The 17088-nt window shown below is 49.9% G+C and carries 17 protein-coding genes and 1 tRNA gene; 12 read left to right on the top strand and 6 right to left on the bottom strand.

Annotated features, from left to right (window positions below; genetic code table 11):
• Positions 1–11 precede the first annotated feature (11 nt).
• A complete protein-coding gene (locus AC1HCM_RS03665) occupies positions 12–758 on the top strand; it encodes a hypothetical protein (protein ID WP_479460425.1) in 747 nt (248 codons plus the stop codon).
• The gene (gene thyX, locus AC1HCM_RS03660; protein ID WP_479460424.1) at positions 740–1711 is read left to right on the top strand and encodes an FAD-dependent thymidylate synthase; all 972 of its coding nucleotides are present in this window, start codon (positions 740–742) and stop codon (positions 1709–1711) included. The genes AC1HCM_RS03665 and thyX overlap by 19 nt, the downstream gene beginning before the upstream one ends.
• Here the strand turns inward: thyX and tkt are convergent.
• From tkt to AC1HCM_RS03645, 3 genes are all read right to left on the bottom strand, one after another.
• Entirely contained in the window at positions 1708–3711 is a 2004-nt protein-coding gene (tkt, locus tag AC1HCM_RS03655) for a transketolase (RefSeq protein ID WP_479460423.1), read from the bottom strand. The two genes, thyX and tkt, sit on opposite strands and share 4 nt — an antisense overlap.
• Positions 3712–3728: 17 nt before the next feature.
• On the bottom strand, positions 3729–5051 hold the full coding sequence (locus AC1HCM_RS03650) for a peptidylprolyl isomerase (protein WP_479460422.1): 1323 nt from the start codon (positions 5049–5051) through the stop codon (positions 3729–3731).
• Between the two features lie 24 nt (positions 5052–5075).
• Positions 5076–5149: transfer RNA gene (locus AC1HCM_RS03645), tRNA-Met, on the bottom strand.
• 22 nt (positions 5150–5171) lie between these two features.
• On the opposite strand from AC1HCM_RS03645, the gene AC1HCM_RS03640 reads away from it, so the two are divergent.
• The 3 genes from AC1HCM_RS03640 to AC1HCM_RS03630 all read left to right on the top strand — a co-directional run bounded on the left by AC1HCM_RS03640 (position 5172) and on the right by AC1HCM_RS03630 (position 7760).
• Positions 5172–5576 carry a PaaI family thioesterase gene (locus AC1HCM_RS03640; protein ID WP_479460421.1) on the top strand — a complete coding sequence of 135 codons (405 nt, stop codon included), beginning with the start codon at positions 5172–5174 and terminating at the stop codon, positions 5574–5576.
• Complete coding sequence (locus tag AC1HCM_RS03635; RefSeq protein WP_479460420.1) at positions 5560–5916, top strand: hypothetical protein; 357 nt, start codon at positions 5560–5562, stop codon at positions 5914–5916. The genes AC1HCM_RS03640 and AC1HCM_RS03635 overlap by 17 nt, the downstream gene beginning before the upstream one ends.
• A 494-nt stretch (positions 5917–6410) precedes the next feature.
• Positions 6411–7760 (top strand): sigma-54-dependent transcriptional regulator, encoded by a 1350-nt coding sequence (locus AC1HCM_RS03630; RefSeq protein ID WP_479460419.1) that lies wholly within the window; start codon positions 6411–6413, stop codon positions 7758–7760.
• Here AC1HCM_RS03630 and AC1HCM_RS03625 read toward each other — a convergent pair.
• Together AC1HCM_RS03625 and AC1HCM_RS03620 are read right to left on the bottom strand one after the other, a co-directional pair.
• The gene (locus AC1HCM_RS03625; protein WP_479460418.1) at positions 7738–8439 is read right to left on the bottom strand and encodes an RsmE family RNA methyltransferase; all 702 of its coding nucleotides are present in this window, start codon (positions 8437–8439) and stop codon (positions 7738–7740) included. The genes AC1HCM_RS03630 and AC1HCM_RS03625 overlap by 23 nt on opposite strands.
• Before the next feature lie 34 nt (positions 8440–8473).
• The gene (locus tag AC1HCM_RS03620; RefSeq protein WP_479460417.1) at positions 8474–8746 is read right to left on the bottom strand and encodes an HU family DNA-binding protein; all 273 of its coding nucleotides are present in this window, start codon (positions 8744–8746) and stop codon (positions 8474–8476) included.
• Between the two features lie 129 nt (positions 8747–8875).
• Here AC1HCM_RS03620 and ileS point away from each other — a divergent pair, with 129 nt between their 5' ends.
• Genes ileS through AC1HCM_RS03585 form a run of 7 tightly spaced genes read left to right on the top strand, consistent with a single transcriptional unit; the run spans position 8876 to position 16742 of the window.
• Positions 8876–11698, top strand: a complete 2823-nt coding sequence (gene ileS, locus AC1HCM_RS03615; protein ID WP_479460416.1) for an isoleucine--tRNA ligase — start codon at positions 8876–8878, stop codon at positions 11696–11698.
• Positions 11699–11754: 56 nt separating this feature from the next.
• The gene (locus AC1HCM_RS03610) at positions 11755–12735 is read left to right on the top strand and encodes a DHH family phosphoesterase (RefSeq protein ID WP_479460415.1); all 981 of its coding nucleotides are present in this window, start codon (positions 11755–11757) and stop codon (positions 12733–12735) included.
• Positions 12735–13574, top strand: a complete 840-nt coding sequence (locus AC1HCM_RS03605) for a deoxyribonuclease IV (RefSeq protein WP_479460414.1) — start codon at positions 12735–12737, stop codon at positions 13572–13574. Before AC1HCM_RS03610 ends, AC1HCM_RS03605 begins: the two co-directional genes overlap by 1 nt.
• Before the next feature lie 9 nt (positions 13575–13583).
• Complete coding sequence (locus AC1HCM_RS03600) at positions 13584–14558, top strand: hypothetical protein (protein WP_479460413.1); 975 nt, start codon at positions 13584–13586, stop codon at positions 14556–14558.
• Entirely contained in the window at positions 14555–15415 is an 861-nt protein-coding gene (locus AC1HCM_RS03595; protein WP_479460412.1) for a damage-control phosphatase ARMT1 family protein, read from the top strand. The genes AC1HCM_RS03600 and AC1HCM_RS03595 overlap by 4 nt, the downstream gene beginning before the upstream one ends.
• Complete coding sequence (locus AC1HCM_RS03590; RefSeq protein WP_479460411.1) at positions 15412–16317, top strand: CobW family GTP-binding protein; 906 nt, start codon at positions 15412–15414, stop codon at positions 16315–16317. Before AC1HCM_RS03595 ends, AC1HCM_RS03590 begins: the two co-directional genes overlap by 4 nt.
• Positions 16314–16742 carry a hypothetical protein gene (locus tag AC1HCM_RS03585; protein WP_479460410.1) on the top strand — a complete coding sequence of 143 codons (429 nt, stop codon included), beginning with the start codon at positions 16314–16316 and terminating at the stop codon, positions 16740–16742. Before AC1HCM_RS03590 ends, AC1HCM_RS03585 begins: the two co-directional genes overlap by 4 nt.
• On the opposite strand, the gene AC1HCM_RS03580 is transcribed toward AC1HCM_RS03585, so the two are convergent.
• A complete protein-coding gene (locus AC1HCM_RS03580) occupies positions 16720–16944 on the bottom strand; it encodes a hypothetical protein (protein ID WP_479460409.1) in 225 nt (74 codons plus the stop codon). The genes AC1HCM_RS03585 and AC1HCM_RS03580 overlap by 23 nt on opposite strands.
• Positions 16945–17088: the final 144 nt, after the last annotated feature.

Below are 17088 nucleotides of genomic sequence, written 5' to 3'. Positions count from 1 at the left end.
AATAGGGAACGATGTTTGGAGTTCTCCTTATATTGCTACTCCTAACCTCCCTCTCCCTATCCGCACCGCTGAAATACTGCATACAGGTGGCAACAGAGAGAGAGCTAGGATCAATAAAGCCCTACTACGAAAAGGTCAAGAACTTGCCAGAAGCACGGATTGAGAAGAGGGGAAACCTCTACCTCCTCAGGGTAGGAGCGGAGGAAAGGAGGAAGGACCTCCTCCCCCTATACAGAAAGGTGAAGAAGATATTCAAGGACGCCTACATAAAGAAGTGTGAGATAGACAAGAGCTACGTTGTCTTTCCAAAGGAGGAAGAGAAGGCACCTGAGCCCAAAAAGGTAGAAAAGGAGGAGAGGGAGGAAAAGATAGATAGGATTGAGCTCACGGAGATAAAGGAGCTCCTCATCTCAATAAAGAACGACCTCGGTCTTCTTAGGATTGATATTGAAAAGCTGAAAGAGAGAAAGGAGGTGAAGAGCCATAAGGCGGATACTCCTGTGCCCAACTACCTAGAGAAGTTCATCTACAGCGCCGGCATACTCCTTGGAGGCTTGTTTCTATTTACCTGGATTCTAATATTCTTCCTCTACAGGAAGGTAGGTGAGAACAATATAAAGAACACAAGCCTCCTCAACGACGTCTTCAACCTAATAAAGGTTCTCAACCTTCTCAGCAGGGGAAACGTGATAAAGATGGAGAAGGGAAAGATACTCGTTTACGATGAGAAGAACGATAAATGGAAAGAGGTGGAGTGATGGATGTTTTCGTTATGGGCTCTGACCAGAGGTCTGTGAGATGTGCGAGGGTGTCCTTCGGAAGGGATGAAAAGGTTGACCCCGAAAGGGATAAAAAGCTCCTTAGATACCTCTTCAGGCACAGGCACGCCTCCCCCTTTGAGCACAACATAATAGCCTTCAGGGCTGATAAGAAGGAATGGCTGAATATACTCGGAGAGCTTGAGAATCCAACCGTTCAGATATACTACTCAGGAGGATACATCTGGCTCAACCTCAGGAGTGCCATAAACTCCCTGAACTATCTACCACAGGAGCTAACAGAGGTACTTGAAGAGCACTTCCCCACAACGTGGACCATAGTCCAGAAAAAGGGAGAGGTAGAGGATGATGAGCTCTACTCCTTAAGCTACACGATGGACAAGGTATTCCTTGAGGAGAGGATAGACACAAGCTCTGGGTGGGTTGGGCTCGTTGACAGGCTTGAGCTTGGAACGGATATGGACTACTACACCTTCATAGTTGAGTGTCCCCTCTTCGTGGCGAGGCAGTGGCACAGACATAGGTTCGGCTCCTACAATGAGATATCAAGGAGATACACAGCTTACGACATAAAGTTCTATATACCAAAAGTCCTCAGAAGGCAAGCTAAGAGCAACAAGCAGGCTTCCCTTGAAGAACCAGTGCCTGAGCCCTTTCACAGCGAATTTCTAAAGGAGATAGAGAGGCTCATTGAAGAGAGCTACTCTCTCTACGAGAGGATGACGGAGAAGGAGGTTGCAAAGGAGCTTGCTAGGGGGATTCTACCCCAGTTTATGAAGACGAGATACTACTGGACTGTGCCAAGGATAGCCCTTGACAACTTCATAACCCTCAGGACCCACGAGGGCGCCCAGAAGGAGATAAGAGAGCTCGCCCAGGCTATAAAGGAGCTCGTAGGCTACAGAGGGACGGACAGGAAAAACGTACTCTAAGAGAACCACCGAGCAAGGACCTTCTGGGCTACAGCTTCAGGAGTAAAGCCGAAGTGTTCAAAGAGGACCTTTCCCGGAGCAGACTTTCCGAAGGTCTCCATGGAAACAACCATACCCTCCTCTCCAACGTACCTGTGCCAGCACATACCCCTCGCCGCCTCCACCACTACCCTCCTGCTCACCTCAGGAGGGAGAACACTCCTCTTATATCCTTCATCCTGAAGCTCAAAGAGCTCAATGGATGGAAAGTTAACGACCCTGACCTTAAGACCTCTCTGGGTGAGGACATCCTTAGCTCCAAGGGCAACATGCACCTCGGAACCCGTCCCTATGAGTATGAGGTCGGGTGTTCCATCACAGTCAGATAGGATGTAAGCTCCCCTCCTCAGGTTCTCCTCGGAGGGGTAAAGGCTCCTGTCCAGGGTGGGAACACCCTGCCGGGTAAGAACTATAGCGGTCGGTCCGTCCTTCCTCTCTACAGCCACCCTCCAGGCGACCTTGACCTCGTTTGCATCAGCAGGTCTTATAACCCAGAGGTTAGGAATCAGTCTAAGGGAAGGGAGTTGTTCAACCGGCTGATGGGTTGGTCCGTCCTCCCCAAGACCTATGGAATCGTGGGTAAAGACGTATATAACCTGAAGGCGGGACATAGCCGCCATCCTTATAGTGGGTCTCATGTAGTCGGAGAATATTAGGAAGGTTCCTCCGTAAGGCAGGATTCCCCCGTGGTAAGCCATGCCGTTCAGGATAGCTCCCATAGCGTGCTCCCTCACGCCAAAGTGAATGTTCCTTCCTGTAGGAGTATCAGCCTCAAAGTCCGGGTAGTTGACAAGCAGGGTGTTGTTTGACTCGGACAGATCCGCCGAACCACCTATCATGGTGGGTATATAGTCCGCAATAACGTTAAGGACCTTACCCGAAGCCTTTCTCGTAGCCATGGGCTCGCTGAAGGTGGGGAGCTTATCGTACCACTCAAGGCTCCAATCTCTGCTGAAGGCTCTGGTCAGCTCTTCCGCCAGCTCGGGATACTCCCTGCTGTACCTCTCAAAGAGCTCCTTCCACTCCTGCTCTCTCTCCTTACCCAGCTCAACGTGCCTTCTCGTGTAGTCAAGAGCTTCCTTGGGAACGTAGAACTCCTGAAGGGGCCAGCCGAATCTCTTCTTCGTCTCAACAACGTTTTCTGCACCGAGGGGAGCACCATGAACCTTAGGTGTATCCTGGAGCGGGCTACCGAAACCTATATGGGTTCTGACGGATATAAAGGCTGGCTTATCGGAAGCCCTCGCCTTCTCTATTGTCTTCTCAAGGAGCTCAAGGTTGTAGCCGTCCTCCACACTGTAAACATCCCACCCAAGGGCTTCAAATCTCTTGAGAACGTCCTCAGACCAGGCGAGTTTTGTGTCCCCGTCTATGGTTATGTGGTTGTTGTCCCATATAACGAGAAGCTTGTTGAGTCTGAGATGTCCCGCCAAAGCGGCTGCCTCGTAAGAGACACCCTCCATCAAGTCCCCATCGGAACAGAGGACATAGGTCCTGTGGTCTATCACAGGGAAGCCTTCCCTGTTGTACTTTGCCGAAAGGAATTTCTCCGCAAGAGCCATCCCCACAGCGTTACTTATCCCCTGTCCCAGAGGTCCGGTGGTAGCCTCAACACCAGGGGTCAGCCAGCTCTCCGGATGTCCAGGTGTCTTACTACCCAGCTGCCTGAAGGACTTCAGATCCTCAATCGTTAGATCATACCCAAACATGAAGAGGGTTGAGTAGAGCATAGCGGAGGCGTGCCCTGCAGACAGAACGAACCTGTCCCTGTTTATCCACTCCGGATTCTTCGGGTTGAACTTCAGGAACCTGTCGTAGATGAGGTAGATTATGTGGGAAGCTCCGAGAGGCATTCCCGGATGTCCAGACTTTGCCCTCTCAACCTGATCAACGCTCAGGAACCTTATGGTGTTTATAACGAGCTGGTCTATCTCCTTCTGGGACTTAACCTTAGCATCCATGACTATACTATTCTAATTCACTTCAGGTAATCTTCATTGACCTTAACATCCATATCCTTAAGAAGGCTGTCGGCAAATAGGTTTAGCAGACTGTCAAGCTTAGCCTTCTTCAGGCTCTCCCTAAGAGCCTCCCTTTTCTTCACGCCCTCCTCAGAGAGCTCCCTTTTCTCTATGTAGAGCACAACGTAGCCCCCTCCTGTCTGGTAGGGTCCAAAGACCTTCTCCCCGGAAAAGACAAGCCTGAGGACGTCTTCCCCCTGTATTCTGAAGAGCTTAATGAACTCCTCAAGGCTCGTTTTCTCAAACTTCAGGGGCTTTATCTCAACCTTTCCACCTTTAACAAGGGTATCCCTTACCTCCCTCGCCTTTCTGAGGGCAAGCTCCCCTTTCTCCTCCTCAAGGTACAGCCTCTCAACCTCCTCCTTAGCCTCCTCAAAGCTCTTCACCCTCTCCGGCTCAACCTTTTCCAGAAAGAGGATGTAGTAAGTCCTGCCAGACTTGGTGAGGGTGTAGGGGCTGTTTTTGCTCAGGCTCCTCAAAGAGCGAAGGACCTGCTGAGGAAGGGCATCAAGCTCTCCACCCTCAACCCTCTTTCCACCCTCTGGTATACGCCCCTTCTTTATCTGGCTGTAAAGGGAGTGGGCTTCCTCTTTTCTCTTCGTCTTCCAGAGCCTGTAAACCTTCTTCTCTGGAACCCTGAACCTATCCCTGTTCTTGCTGTAGAACTCCCTGAGCTCCTTTTCTGTAGGAGAGGAAGCTATCTTTAGCCTCTCGGGAGATATCAGGTAGGCTCTGCCAGAAAAACGGGTTGCAAGTATCCTCTCCTGAAACTCAATCTCCCTGTCGGTCAGGTAAGTCCCCATCTCTATGAACTTGATGAGCTTCCTAACGGTAAGGAGCTTCTTCAGGTAGGTCTCGTACTCCCCAGGGGTAAGCCCAATCCTCTCAAGGGACTCCCTGTACCTCTGTAGGCTGAACTTCCCTCCCTCCTGAAAGCTCCTGTCATTCCTTATGGCGTCGTAAACCTCCCTGTCGGAGGCAACTATCCCAAGCCTGAGAGCCTTTATGTAGAAAGCCTCCCTGTTTATAAGGCTGTAGAGAACCTGCCTCTTGACAAGAGACCTCAGGTTCTCCTTCTCCATCAGGTTTGCATACTTCAGGAGCTCGTACCTGAACTCCCTCGGAGTTATGCAGGAGCCCTCAACGGAGGCTACGCACCTCTTCAGACCGAACATCTGCTTCAGGTCGGCAACGCTGAACATCCAGAAAAGGAAGGATAGGGATGCGACAGCTATAACTATCGCGGCAAGCCTCTTGTGTTTTTGAATCAGAGCGTACATAGGTTCTCTATTTTAAACTTCTCATGGCGGCGGGAGGAGTCGAACCTCCGACCTGGGACTTATGAGATCCCCGCTCTAACCACCTGAGCTACGCCGCCTTGACGTTATAATTATAACACCGTGAAGGACATAAGAACCCACTCCCGCATAGACAACTCCCTGAGCGGTTTTCCGGAAGCTGTAAAGGACGGCTACGCCGTGGTAAGGCTAAAAACCGATGAGAGGATGGTTGCAGACGATACCGGCTTGATCCACGGAGGCTTCATCTTCTCCGCAGCCGATTACGCAGCCATGCTGTCTGTGAACCACCCGAACGTCGTTCTCGCAGGTGCTCAGGTAAGCTTCATAAAGCCTGTAGTAAAGGGGGATGAGGTTTTGTTTGAGGCTAAGCTTGAAAGGGAAGAGGGTAAGAAGAAAATTGTTAGTGTGGTGGGAAGAAAGGGAGAGGAAGAGGTCTTCCGGGGAAGCTTTGTCTGTGTCGTTCCAAAGAGCCACGTCTTGAAGAAGGATGGGATGGAAGGATGATATCAAGAGGCTTCTGAACATACCAGAGGATGCTGAGATAGTCACAAAGCCCTACTATAGAGAGATACCAAAGAAGAGCGGGAAGAAGTACAGAGCTCTCACGGTTCAGTACATTCATCAGGGAAAGAAGCGCTACAAGCACATAAACAAGGAGAAGGAAGCCATAGTAAGGCAGGTTTTGAGCAGAGAGGACACCGTTATAGAGCATGTGTTCCAGCGCCTTCTGGAGCTAAAGGACTTCCTTGACTCAATTCAGGACGAGAGGGTCAAACAGAACCTCTCACCTCTCTACAGGGAGATAGAGAGGCTGCTCCTAAAGCTCTCCACACGCATCTTCTAATCCTCCTTTTCCTCCTCTTATATAGAGTTTTTATTAAGGATAATAAAGAATAGGGAGCAGGCGGCTAAAACTACATTTTAAGGATTATCAATAACTTACGGATCAACTTTCCACATTGTGTTTTATTTTTCTACTGCTATCAATAGCTTACGTGTGTAAGATTTGCATATATATAACAATGACTTATGAGTTTTCCACATTGCGCTGTGAATATCTATGTATATGAATAACTTACGTGTGTGAAAAACGGCTATAGACTTCAATAACTTAGGCACTTCTCCACATTTATCCACATTACGTCTGTTATTTTTAGGTGTATCAACGACTTACGCCTGTTATATATGTCTATGCCTATCAATGACTTATAAACTTTCCACATGTTGGGGTGGGGAGGTGTGGATTTTTCCACAGGATTGTGGAAAATTTGTGGATAAATTGTGGAAAAAATGTGGAAAGTTTGTGGAAAACTTGTGGATAAGTTCTAAAATTAAAGTATGTCTGTTAAGGTGCTTGTGGTTGACGATGAGGAGGGGATAAGGAGCTCTCTGGGGGAGATACTCAGGGAGGAGGGTTACAGGGTAGATCTTGCGGGAACCCTTGAGGAGGCTAAGAGGAAGCTCTCTGAGGAGTTCTTCCACGTGGTTGTGCTTGACGTGTGGATGCCCGATGGGGACGGCATTGAGTTCATGGACACCCTATCGGAGCTCTCCCCTGACTCCGTTGTTGTGGTTATAACGGGTCACGGCAACGTTGAGATGGCTGTCAAGGCTATCAAGAAGGGAGCTTACGACTTTCTGGAAAAGCCCTTCTCCATGGACAGGTTCCTCATAACCCTAAAGCACGCTGTCTCTGAATCCATGAGCAGGAGGCGTGGCACCGGAGAGGAGGAGATAGAGCTCATAGGGAACTCAAAGAGGATAAGGGAGATAAAGGAGATGATTCCCAAGATAGCCAAGAGCCGTGCTCCCGTGCTGATACTTGGGGAGAGCGGAACGGGTAAGGAGCTCGTTGCAAGGCTTATTCACAGACACTCTGGAAGGAAGGGACAGTTCGTTGATATAAACTGCGCCTCAATCCCCAACGACCTTATAGAGGCTGAGCTCTTCGGTTATGAGAAGGGAGCCTTCACCGGAGCTGTAAACAGGAAGAAGGGAAAGTTTGAGCTTGCTGACGGGGGAACACTCTTCCTTGATGAGATAGGGGATATGGATAAGAAGGCACAGGCTAAGCTCCTGAGGGTTATAGAGACGGGGAGCTTCACGAGACTCGGGGGTGTTCAGAAGATAGAGGTTGATGTGCGCATAGTGGCTGCCTCAAACAAGGATATCCTTTCTGAGGTTCAGGAGGGAGGTTTTAGGGAAGACCTCTACTACAGGATTTCCGTATTCACAATAGAGATGCCCCCTCTCAGGGAGAGGGGTGAGGACATAATCACCTTGGCTGAGTACTTCCTCAAGAAGTTCTCCCAGGAGTACAAGAAGGAGTGCAAGAGCCTTTCGGATGATGCCAAGGAGGCTCTTCTCAATCACAGGTGGAGGGGGAACGTGAGGGAGCTCAGGAACCTTATGGAGAGGCTCGTCATCCTCTGCGATGGCGATGTGATAGGCTCCGAACAGCTGGGTGCTGGCTTTTCCCGTCAGAGGAAGGATTACAGCTATATGTTCAGGCTTCAGAGCTTCAAGGAGGCTAAGAGGGAGTTTGAGAAGGTCTTCATAGAGGAGAAGCTGAAGGAGTACGGCTACGACATGAAGGAGGTAGCTACCAAGATAGGTATAGACCTCTCAAACCTCTACAGAAAGGTGAAAGCTTACGGCATAAAGCTCAAGGACCTGCAGAGTTTATGAGAAAGCCGGAGCAAACTATAGCTGCAGTCTCAGCCCTCATAGTGTAAGGCTTTAACCTAACTGATTTAAATCCTGCATCTTTCAGAAAGGCTACCTCTGACCTGCTAAAGCCTCCCTCAGGACCGACTACAACACAGGCACTCTTGATACCTTTAAGCTCAAGCTCCCTCAGGGACGCTCCCTCCTGAAAGTTGTCTAAGAGTATGTTCATATCTCTATCAGCCCTTAGGGAGCTCAGCTCCTTCGGCTCCTCTATGAGAAGAGGTTTTGGTCTTCCAGACTGCTTCATTGACTCCCTAACGATCCTCTCCCAGCGGGGTAGCTTTTTAAGGATAACCTCCCTTTTCCTGAAACTCCTCTCTGTTATCACTGGAACAAGCTTTTCAACACCTACCTCTGTTGCCTTCTGGACTATGAAGTCAAAGACACCGATCTCTACAGGAACCGCTTGATAAAGGGTGAGGTCTATTTCAGGCTCGGGAACCAGAACTACCTCATTTATTGAGCACCTTGCTTCCCTTTGGCTTAGGTCCTTTAAGGTACACCTGTATAGCCTTCCCTCCCAGATGACGCCTATGGGTTCCTCTCTTTTTATCCTTCTTACCTTCAGGTGCTTTACTTCCTCTTCTAGAAGTATTAGAAGATTACCTTCTCTCTTTGATGCTAAAAAGTTGTACATAGGGGGCGGGGCAAGAGCCCCGAAGGAGACCTCCTTACTTTATGCTCTCTCTGAGGTCCTTTGCCGGCTTGAAGGCAACGACCTTTCTGGCAGGTATCTGGATAACCTGCCCGGTTCTGGGGTTCCTTCCCTTCCTTGCGGCTCTCTTTCTCACGGTGAAGATTCCCAGCCCGGGGATGGCGATCCTCTCACCCTTCTTGAGAGCCTTGGCAATAGCTGCCACAGCAGCCTTGATGGCAGCGTCCGCCTCCTTCTTGGTGATGCCCGCCTGCTTGGCGACCTCTGCAACAAGCTCTGCCTTTGTCATAGCACGACCCTCCCAAATAGAATTTAGCGCTGATATAGATAATACATAACTTACACCTTTTTTGCAAGCTTTTTCTTTAGTCTATAATTATCTTTCAGCCATTTTTGTGGACGTGCGGAGGTTTGATGAATGGACTACAAGGACACGCTAAACCTTCCCAGAACTGACTTTCCCATGAAGGCGAACCTCCCCAGCAAGGAGCCCCAGATACTTGAGAGGTGGAAGGGGATATACAAAAAGATAAGAGAATTTAGAAAAGGGAAGGAGGTTTTCCTCCTTCATGATGGACCACCCTATGCCAACGGTCACATTCACATAGGGCACGCCCTCAACAAGATACTCAAGGACGTTATAAACAAGTACAACCTTATGAGGGGGAAGGACATCCTGTACATTCCCGGATGGGACTGTCACGGGCTTCCGATAGAACAGCAGGTTGAAAAGGAGCTCAAGAAGAAGAAGGTCAGGAAGGAGGAGCTTCCAAAGTCTGAGTTCAGGAAGCTATGCAGGGATTACGCCAAGAGATTCGTTGATATTCAGAGGGAGGAGTTCATACGCCTCGGCGTGATAGGAGACTGGGAGAACCCCTACCTCACGATGGACTCCTCTTACGAAGCGCAGGAGATAAGGGAACTCGGTAGGTTCTTTTCCAAGGGCTTGGCTTACAGGAGCAAGAAGCCGGTTTACTGGTGTATCTATGATAGAACCGCTGAGGCTGAGGCTGAGGTTGAGTACCATGAAAAGAAGGACCCGAGCGTCTACGTGAAGTTCCCTGTTGAGGGAGAGAAAGAAACTTACCTTGTCATATGGACCACGACCCCATGGACACTTCCCGCGAACCTTGGTGTTATGGTGGGGGAAGACTACGATTACGTTTACCTTAAGACAGATAAGGGAACTCTTATAGTTGCTCAGGCTCTCCTGTCTCACTTCAGGGAAGCTACAGGAGTTGATGGGGATGTTGTCAAAAAGGTAAAGGGGGCAGATCTCGTTGGAACGTCCTACGAGCACCCCTTCGTTAAGAGGGAGGATCTCGCTGGACATCTTTCGGAACAGACCCTTGAGAACATGTGGAAGGTTTACCCATCGGAGTTCGTTGAGCTCGGTAGTGGAACTGGTCTCGTTCATATGGCTCCCGGACATGGTCAGGAAGACTACGCCGTGGGCTCCCGCTACGGGCTGGAGCCTTACTCTCCCGTTGACGATGGGGGCAGGTTTGTACCCCCGGCTCCAGAGTTCATAAGGGGTATGAGGGTATTTGACGCCAACGAGGTTATATTAGAGAGGCTTGAAAGGGATGGGTTCCTTTTACATAGAGGCGAGGTTGTCCACTCCTATCCCCACTGCTGGAGGTGTAAAAACCCTGTCATATTCAGGGCTACCCACCAGTGGTTCATAAGCATGAACGCAAAGATAAACTCGGAGACCCTTAGGGAAAAGGCTCTTGAAGAGATAGAGAAGGTAAAGTGGATACCCCCTTACGGGAAGAACAGGATAAAGAGCATGGTTGAGAACAGACCCGACTGGTGCATATCCCGCCAGAGATACTGGGGTGTTCCAATAACTGTTTTCTACTGTGAGAGCTGTGGGGAGGTTGTTTCTGAGGAGGAGGTGTTTGAGCGCATAGCTAACATGGTTGAGAGTTATGAGCTTGGCTCGGACCTTTGGTTTGAAAAGAGCGAGAGGGAGCTGCTGCCAGAGGGCTACAGGTGCAAGAGGTGCGGCTCAAAAAGTTTCAGGAAGGAGGAGGATATACTTGATGTGTGGTTTGACTCCGGATGTTCCCACGCCGCAGTTGTGAGACCCCTCGGATTTGATAGAGCGGACATGTACCTTGAGGGATCAGACCAGCACAGAGGCTGGTTCCAGGCTTCTCTCCTTGAATCGGTTGGCTCTTACGGACACGCCCCCTACAAAGCGGTTCTAACCCACGGCTTTACCGTTGATGAGAAGGGAAGGAAGATGTCAAAGTCCCTCGGAAACGTTGTCTCCCCCCAGGAGGTGATAGAACGTTACGGGGCGGACCTTCTGAGGCTCTGGGTGGTCTCCGAGGACTACACTGAGGACGTAAAGCTGGGAAGCTCAATCCTCAAGAGCCTCACCGACGACTACAGAAAGATAAGGAACACCCTCAGGTTCATCCTCTCAAACCTCTACGACTACGACCCATCAAAAAACAGGGTTGAGGTTGATAGGCTCCACCACTTTGACAGATGGATGCTGTCCCACCTTCAGGGATTCCTGAGGGAGATCCACAGGCACTACGAAAGCTACACCTTCCACAGGGTCTATCACCTTGTAAGGAACTTCTGCACAAGGACCCTCTCCTCCCTCTACCTTGATGTGCTAAAAGACAGGCTCTACGTTTACTCACCCGACAGCTGGGAAAGGCGTTCAGCCCAGACCGTTCTCTACGAGCTTCTCATATCTCTAACGACCTCAGTCGCACCCTTCCTTAGCTTTACAGCTGAGGAGGTTTGGGAGCACGCAAGGAAGATAGATATGAGCCTGCCAGAGAGCGTATTCCTCCAAAGCATACCCACTCCCAAGGATGAGCTCACATCTGAAGAGCTTGAGAGGGACTACAGCCTTCTGGTTGATATCAGAGATGAGGTTATGAGAGCCCTTGAGAGGGCGAGGAGGGAGGACCTGATAAGACACCCCTACGAGGCTAAGGTCTATATAGAGGCTAAGGGTGATTTAGAGGACCTCCTTCGGAGGTATAAGGACTACCTTAACTTCTTCCTCACAGTCAGTCAGGTTGAGTTTGGAAGGGGAGGAGATGTAACCCAGAAGGGGGAAGAGGTTGAGGGACTCATCGTTGGTGTTAGTAGGGCTGAGGGTAGAAAGTGTCCGAGATGCTGGATATACTATCCGGAGGAGGAGTTTGAAGGAGAGGTTTGCAGAAGGTGCTGCAAAGCCTTAAAGGAAATGGGATATGTTTGCACTTAAATCATATTCTCACCTGAAAACTTTCATAAATTTACTTTCAAGAGGAGGAAAAGAAGATGAAGAGAGAAAGCATTCCCCTCCTTGACTTTCTTAAAGAGACGAAGGGCTCCATACTTATACTTACCCACGAGAACCCCGATGGGGACGCCCTGGGAAGCGCTATGGCACTCTACCTCTTTCTTAAGAAGATGGGAAAGAACGTCACCGTTGGGTGCAAGGATAAAGTGCCTCACTTCCTTGACTTCATACCTCACTCCGATGAGGTGGTAAGCATGCCCGACGGCAGGTTCTACGATGTGGGGATAATAGTTGATTCAGCAGGCTTTTACAGGGCTGGAACCGAGGTGAAGGTGGCGAAGAGGATAAGGATAGACCACCACGTTGGCGGTGAGTTTTACGGAAGGTACGACTACATTGACCCAAAGGCTCCTGCGACAGCGTCCCTCGTTTACGAGCTCATATCCGCCTGGGATGAGTCCCTCATAGACAAGGAGATAGCCACCTGCATATACGCAGGACTTGCCACCGACACAGGCTTCTTCAAGTACAGCAACACCAACGAGTACACCTTTGAGCTTGCGAGAAAGCTCGTCCACTACGGGGCAGACCCAAACTACGTTTACAGGATGTTCTCCGAGAGGGAATCCCTCGGTAAGATGAGGTTGATAGCAAAAGTCTTGGAGACCCTCACCCTCTACGAGGACGGTCTCGTCGCAGGTATAACGATATACGACAGGTTCTTCAAGGAGACGGGGACTGAGTACTCTGACAGCGAGGGGCTTGTGAACTACCCGAGGTCCATAGAGGGAGTTGAGGTAGCCTTCGCTATGATAGAGAAGCCCGACGAAGGGGTATGGAAGGTCTCCCTGAGAAGTAAGGTAAGCGCTGACGTATCAAAGATAGCTGAGAGGCTCGGCGGTGGAGGGCACAGATACGCTTCCGGGTGCAAGATAAAGGCGAACTCCTACGAGAAAGCTCTTGAAAAGCTCCTTACGGAGATTAGAAAGCAGCTGAAGCTCCAGCACATACTCCACTGATGGCACTCTTCGGCGCTCACGTTTCCTCCGCTGGCTCCATACTGAACACCTTTGAAAGGGCTAAAGAGGTCGGTGCGGAGGTTTTCCAGTTCTTCCTCAGGAGTCCGAGGGTTTGGAGGTGGAATGGAGTTAGTAATCAGTTAGTAGAAGAATTCTCTCTGAGGCTGAAGGACTTTGGGAAGCCTGTGATGGTTCACGCCCCTTACCTCCTCAATCTTGCATCACCAAAGGAGGAGCTCAGGAGAAGGTCTATTGATGTTTTCATTCAGGAGCTATCTTTCTGCGACAGAACCGGCATAGATTTCTATAACTTCCATCCGAGAACAGCCAAGGGGATAGACGAGGAGGGAGCCCTGAAGAACATAATTCTCTCCCTTGAAGAGGTATTCAAAAGGTACGAGCCGAAGAGAACTTTCGTCCTGCTGGAGAACACAGCTGGGGAGAGGGGAGACATGGGAAAGAGCTTCTCTGAGCTCTGGAGGATAATATCCTCCTTCCCGGGTGTGAGGATAGGGGTTTGCCTTGATACCTGCCACGCCTTCGCCTACGGGTACGAGATAAATAGTGAAAGGGGCTTTTCAGCCTTCCTGTCAGAAATTGATAGAACCGTTGGTCTTGAAAGGGTAAGGGCTGTTCATGCCAACGACTCAAAGTTCCCTGCAGGCTCAAGGAAGGACAGGCATGAGCATATAGGGGAGGGATACATAGGGTTTAAGGGTTTTGAGAACCTCCTCAGGCACGAGCACTTTGGAAGCCTTCCCTACTACATAGAGACCCCAAAGGTGGGAGACATGGACGTTGTGAACCTGAATAGGTTGAGGAGCTTAACTAAGTTGTAAAATTTAGCGATGGCTCTCAGGGTTAGGATAAGGAAGGGAGGTCCCGATGTGCCGGAGGACTTTGTCTTCTCCGTCCTTTCAAGCATCCTCCGGATGAAGAGGGAAGAGTACGAGAGGGTAAAGGGAGAGGACGGCTCTGTATCTCTCTATGTCAAGGACCCGGAGGCTATAGTTAAGCTACAGGAGGTCGGGGAGAAGTACCCTGAGCTGATAGAGGTATCCTTTGAAAGGGCTTCACAGGGGGACCTCTTCTCAATAACTAACAGAGCTGTTAAGTCCAACATAGGTTTAGCCCTATCCTGGTCTGCCATTCTTTTCCTACTCCTTCTCTTATCAGTTGTTCCCCTTATTGGGATAGTTTTCAACCAGCTCACGAGCATGTTCCTCTATGCCTTCCTTATCATGGTCGCCTCTGAGCTAAAGGATGCTGACCTTGACAACAGTATTGAGGAGAAGTTCAGATTGATAAAGGTTGGGAGGGCTTTCTCCGATTACTTGGGTGCCGGGGTGGGGATGTGGCTTGGCTTCCTTCTCCTTTACATTCTTCTAATAGCCATCTTCCTATTTCTTGCCCTTTCCTTCGGTTTTATAGGAGCTCTTTCCGACATATCCGTCCACGGAGAGGTAAGGGGTGGAGCTGTGAGCTCACTTATAGTCATAGCCATCATATTCTTCGTCTTCGGCCTCTGGCTCTTTTATGTGATGCCCCTTATACTTGCGAGGTCTATCAGGACAGGGGTAGCCAACTTTGAGAGCGCCTTCAGGGCTGTCCTATCGGTATTTAGTCCTTCCTTTATCAAGGAGAGCTTCAGCAGTGAGTACATATCTACAGGTGCTATGTGGTCCCTTGCCGCAACGGTTGGAATCTTGGGCTTTGTCCTGACCTTCGCCCTCATAGTGACCATCCCGGTGGCTTTCCTAATACTTTACTGGCTTAACATCTATTTATCCCTAAGCGCTGTGTTCTATATTAAGAAGCTATGAGGGCTTACCCGGTATGCGTCCCCTGTCTTATAAATCAGGGATTGAATGCTGTAAGGAGGCTGAACCTTGGAGAGGAGAAGGAGCGGGAGATAGCCCTGAGGGCTGTTAAGTACCTATCCCAGTTTGAGTCCCTTGACAGGTCTCCCGCCTACTATGCCTACTTTGTGCAGAGGATAGTCAAGGAGATATCGGGCTCAGAGGACCCGTTCAGATTCCAGAAGAAGCAGGCTAACAGCCTAGCCCTTGAGATACTTCCCCGGCTGGAGGGCTTGCTTGAGAGAGAGCCCGATGGTCTGGCTTACGCCCTCAAGGTATCTGCTGTTGGGAACTACATTGACTTTGCCATAAGGGGAGAGGTTGACCTTGAGGAGGTTCTCTCTCTCCTTGATTCAGAATTCGTTGTCTGGGACTACGAAGCTTTCAAAAAGAGGCTTGGGCGCTCGGAGAAGGTCCTAATAGTCGGGGACAACGCGGGGGAGATAGCCCTTGACAAGCTTCTCGTGAAGCTCCTAAAAGAGATGGGTAAGGAGGTCGTCTATGGGGTCAAGGGGAAGCCTATTCTCAACGACGCAACCTACGAGGATGCGGTGGAGGTGGGCATGACGGAGCTCTGCAGGGTTATTGACAACGGCTCAGACAAGGTGGGGACGTGGCTTGAGGATTGCTCCCGGGAGTTTCTGCAGGAGTTTTACGGTGCTGATATGGTCATAAGCAAAGGACAGGCTAACTTTGAGACCCTCAGCGATGCTGACAGGGATATATTCTTCCTGCTCGTCGCCAAGTGTGAGCCCATTGCAAGGGAGACGGGAGGGCAGAAGGGAAGGTTCATACTAAAGTTCAAGGAGGCTTCGGGATGATCTCTTCTTACGTTGTTACGGGATACTTGGGCAGTGGAAAGACAACGCTGATAATAAACTCCGTGAAAGAGCACCTCAAGGACAGGAGGGTAGCTGTTGTTGTGAACGAATTCGGGGAGGTGGGGCTTGACGGCAGGATACTGAAGAACGCTTACTCAGAGGTCCTTGAGATAGAGGAGGGATGTATATGCTGTAAGCTCTCTCAGGAGTTTGAGCGTTCAGTCCTTGGCATAATTCAGGACTACCAGCCAGAGGTGATAGTAGTTGAGAGCTCCGGCACATCGGAGCCCTTTCCCATAGTTTTCAGCCTAAGAATGGTGGGTACAGCCGTTGAGGGCGTGATAGGTGTGGTTGACTCAAAGAACTTTTTCAAGTACAAGGACGAGGAGACAGCCAAGTACCAGCTCGCCTCCTCAAACGTTATAGTTCTGAACAAGGCTGACCTCGTTGATGAGGATGGTATGAGGAGGGTTGAGGAGGAGGTCAGGAGGATAAAGGAGAGCTACAGGCTTGAGAATATGTTCTCTCAGGAGGAGAAGAAGAACCTTTACAGGATTTACAGGGCACAGAGGGGGATGGTTCCCAAGGAGGTCTTCTCAGGCGTGGGAAATCCTGTTGAGCTCAGGGAGAGCATACACCTTCACTCCCACGAAGATATGGGTCAGAGGCTCGTTGAGTTTAAGAAGGAGCCGAGCTATGAAGAGCTCATGGAATTCCTGAAGAGCTTACCAGACAACGTTTACAGGGCTAAGGGTATTGTGAAGATGAAGGACTACCCCTACCCGGTTTTCGTCCACTACGTCTTCGGGGACATTGATGTTGGCATGCCCGCGGAGGACTACGAAGGTAAGTCCTTCTTGGTTTTGATAGGCAAGGGGCTGCAGGATATAATATCCCTATGAACAGGTGGGCTAAGGTTCTAAGGGCTATATGCGAAGAAGCTAAGGAAGAGAGGATTGAGCTCTTCATACTGGAGGGCGACAGCGAGCTGAACTGGTACGGGGCTGGTCTCTCTGAGCTCTGTCAGGAGGTTGAGCCTACCTCCGAAGATGCATCCCTTTACAAGAAGGTAAAGTCAAAGGTATCCGACAAGGTTGGGGGCGGTGGGTTTATAGCCTACGTTAGCCCTGTTAACTTTCAGGTTGACATATACGAGTCCGACAGGCGGAGGTTTCCGAGCTCCTCCGAGAGCTCAAGACCCTTTTCCGTTACGAGGGATGGCTTCCGGATAGGCTTCTTCTCAAAGATGGAAGAGGCTGTTGACTTCTTCCTGAGGGTGGGAAAGAGGTTGAGGGAAGAGGGCATCAATCTTCATCTCTTTTATTGAGCCTTCTCTTCTCCCTTCTCCTCTCCTTGTAAACCTCCTGCCTGCACTCCCTTATTATCTTCTTGTACTTGTAGTAAACCGAGGGAACTTTTATCGGTAGCTTGTAGTACCTCTCTAAAACGAGCATTATGTCCTCAGTGCTCATGTACTTGTGGTTTCTGATAAGGCTCTTTATGTACTTCGTTATCCTTGTCTCTTTCATAACAGGACGGGGGCTTCGCCCCCGTGATCTTAACCTATGTAGTCCTTCATAGCCTCGTAAGCCTTCATAGCCTTTTCAAACCTGGCGTTCACCACTTCCCAGTTTAGGTTTTTGAGAACCGCATCAACGTAAGGCGGTCTCTTG

The organism is Hydrogenivirga sp. (assembly GCF_056450045.1).
The sequence above is the reverse complement of the archived record's forward strand: the minus strand, read 5'-3'. Positions and strand labels throughout refer to the sequence as shown.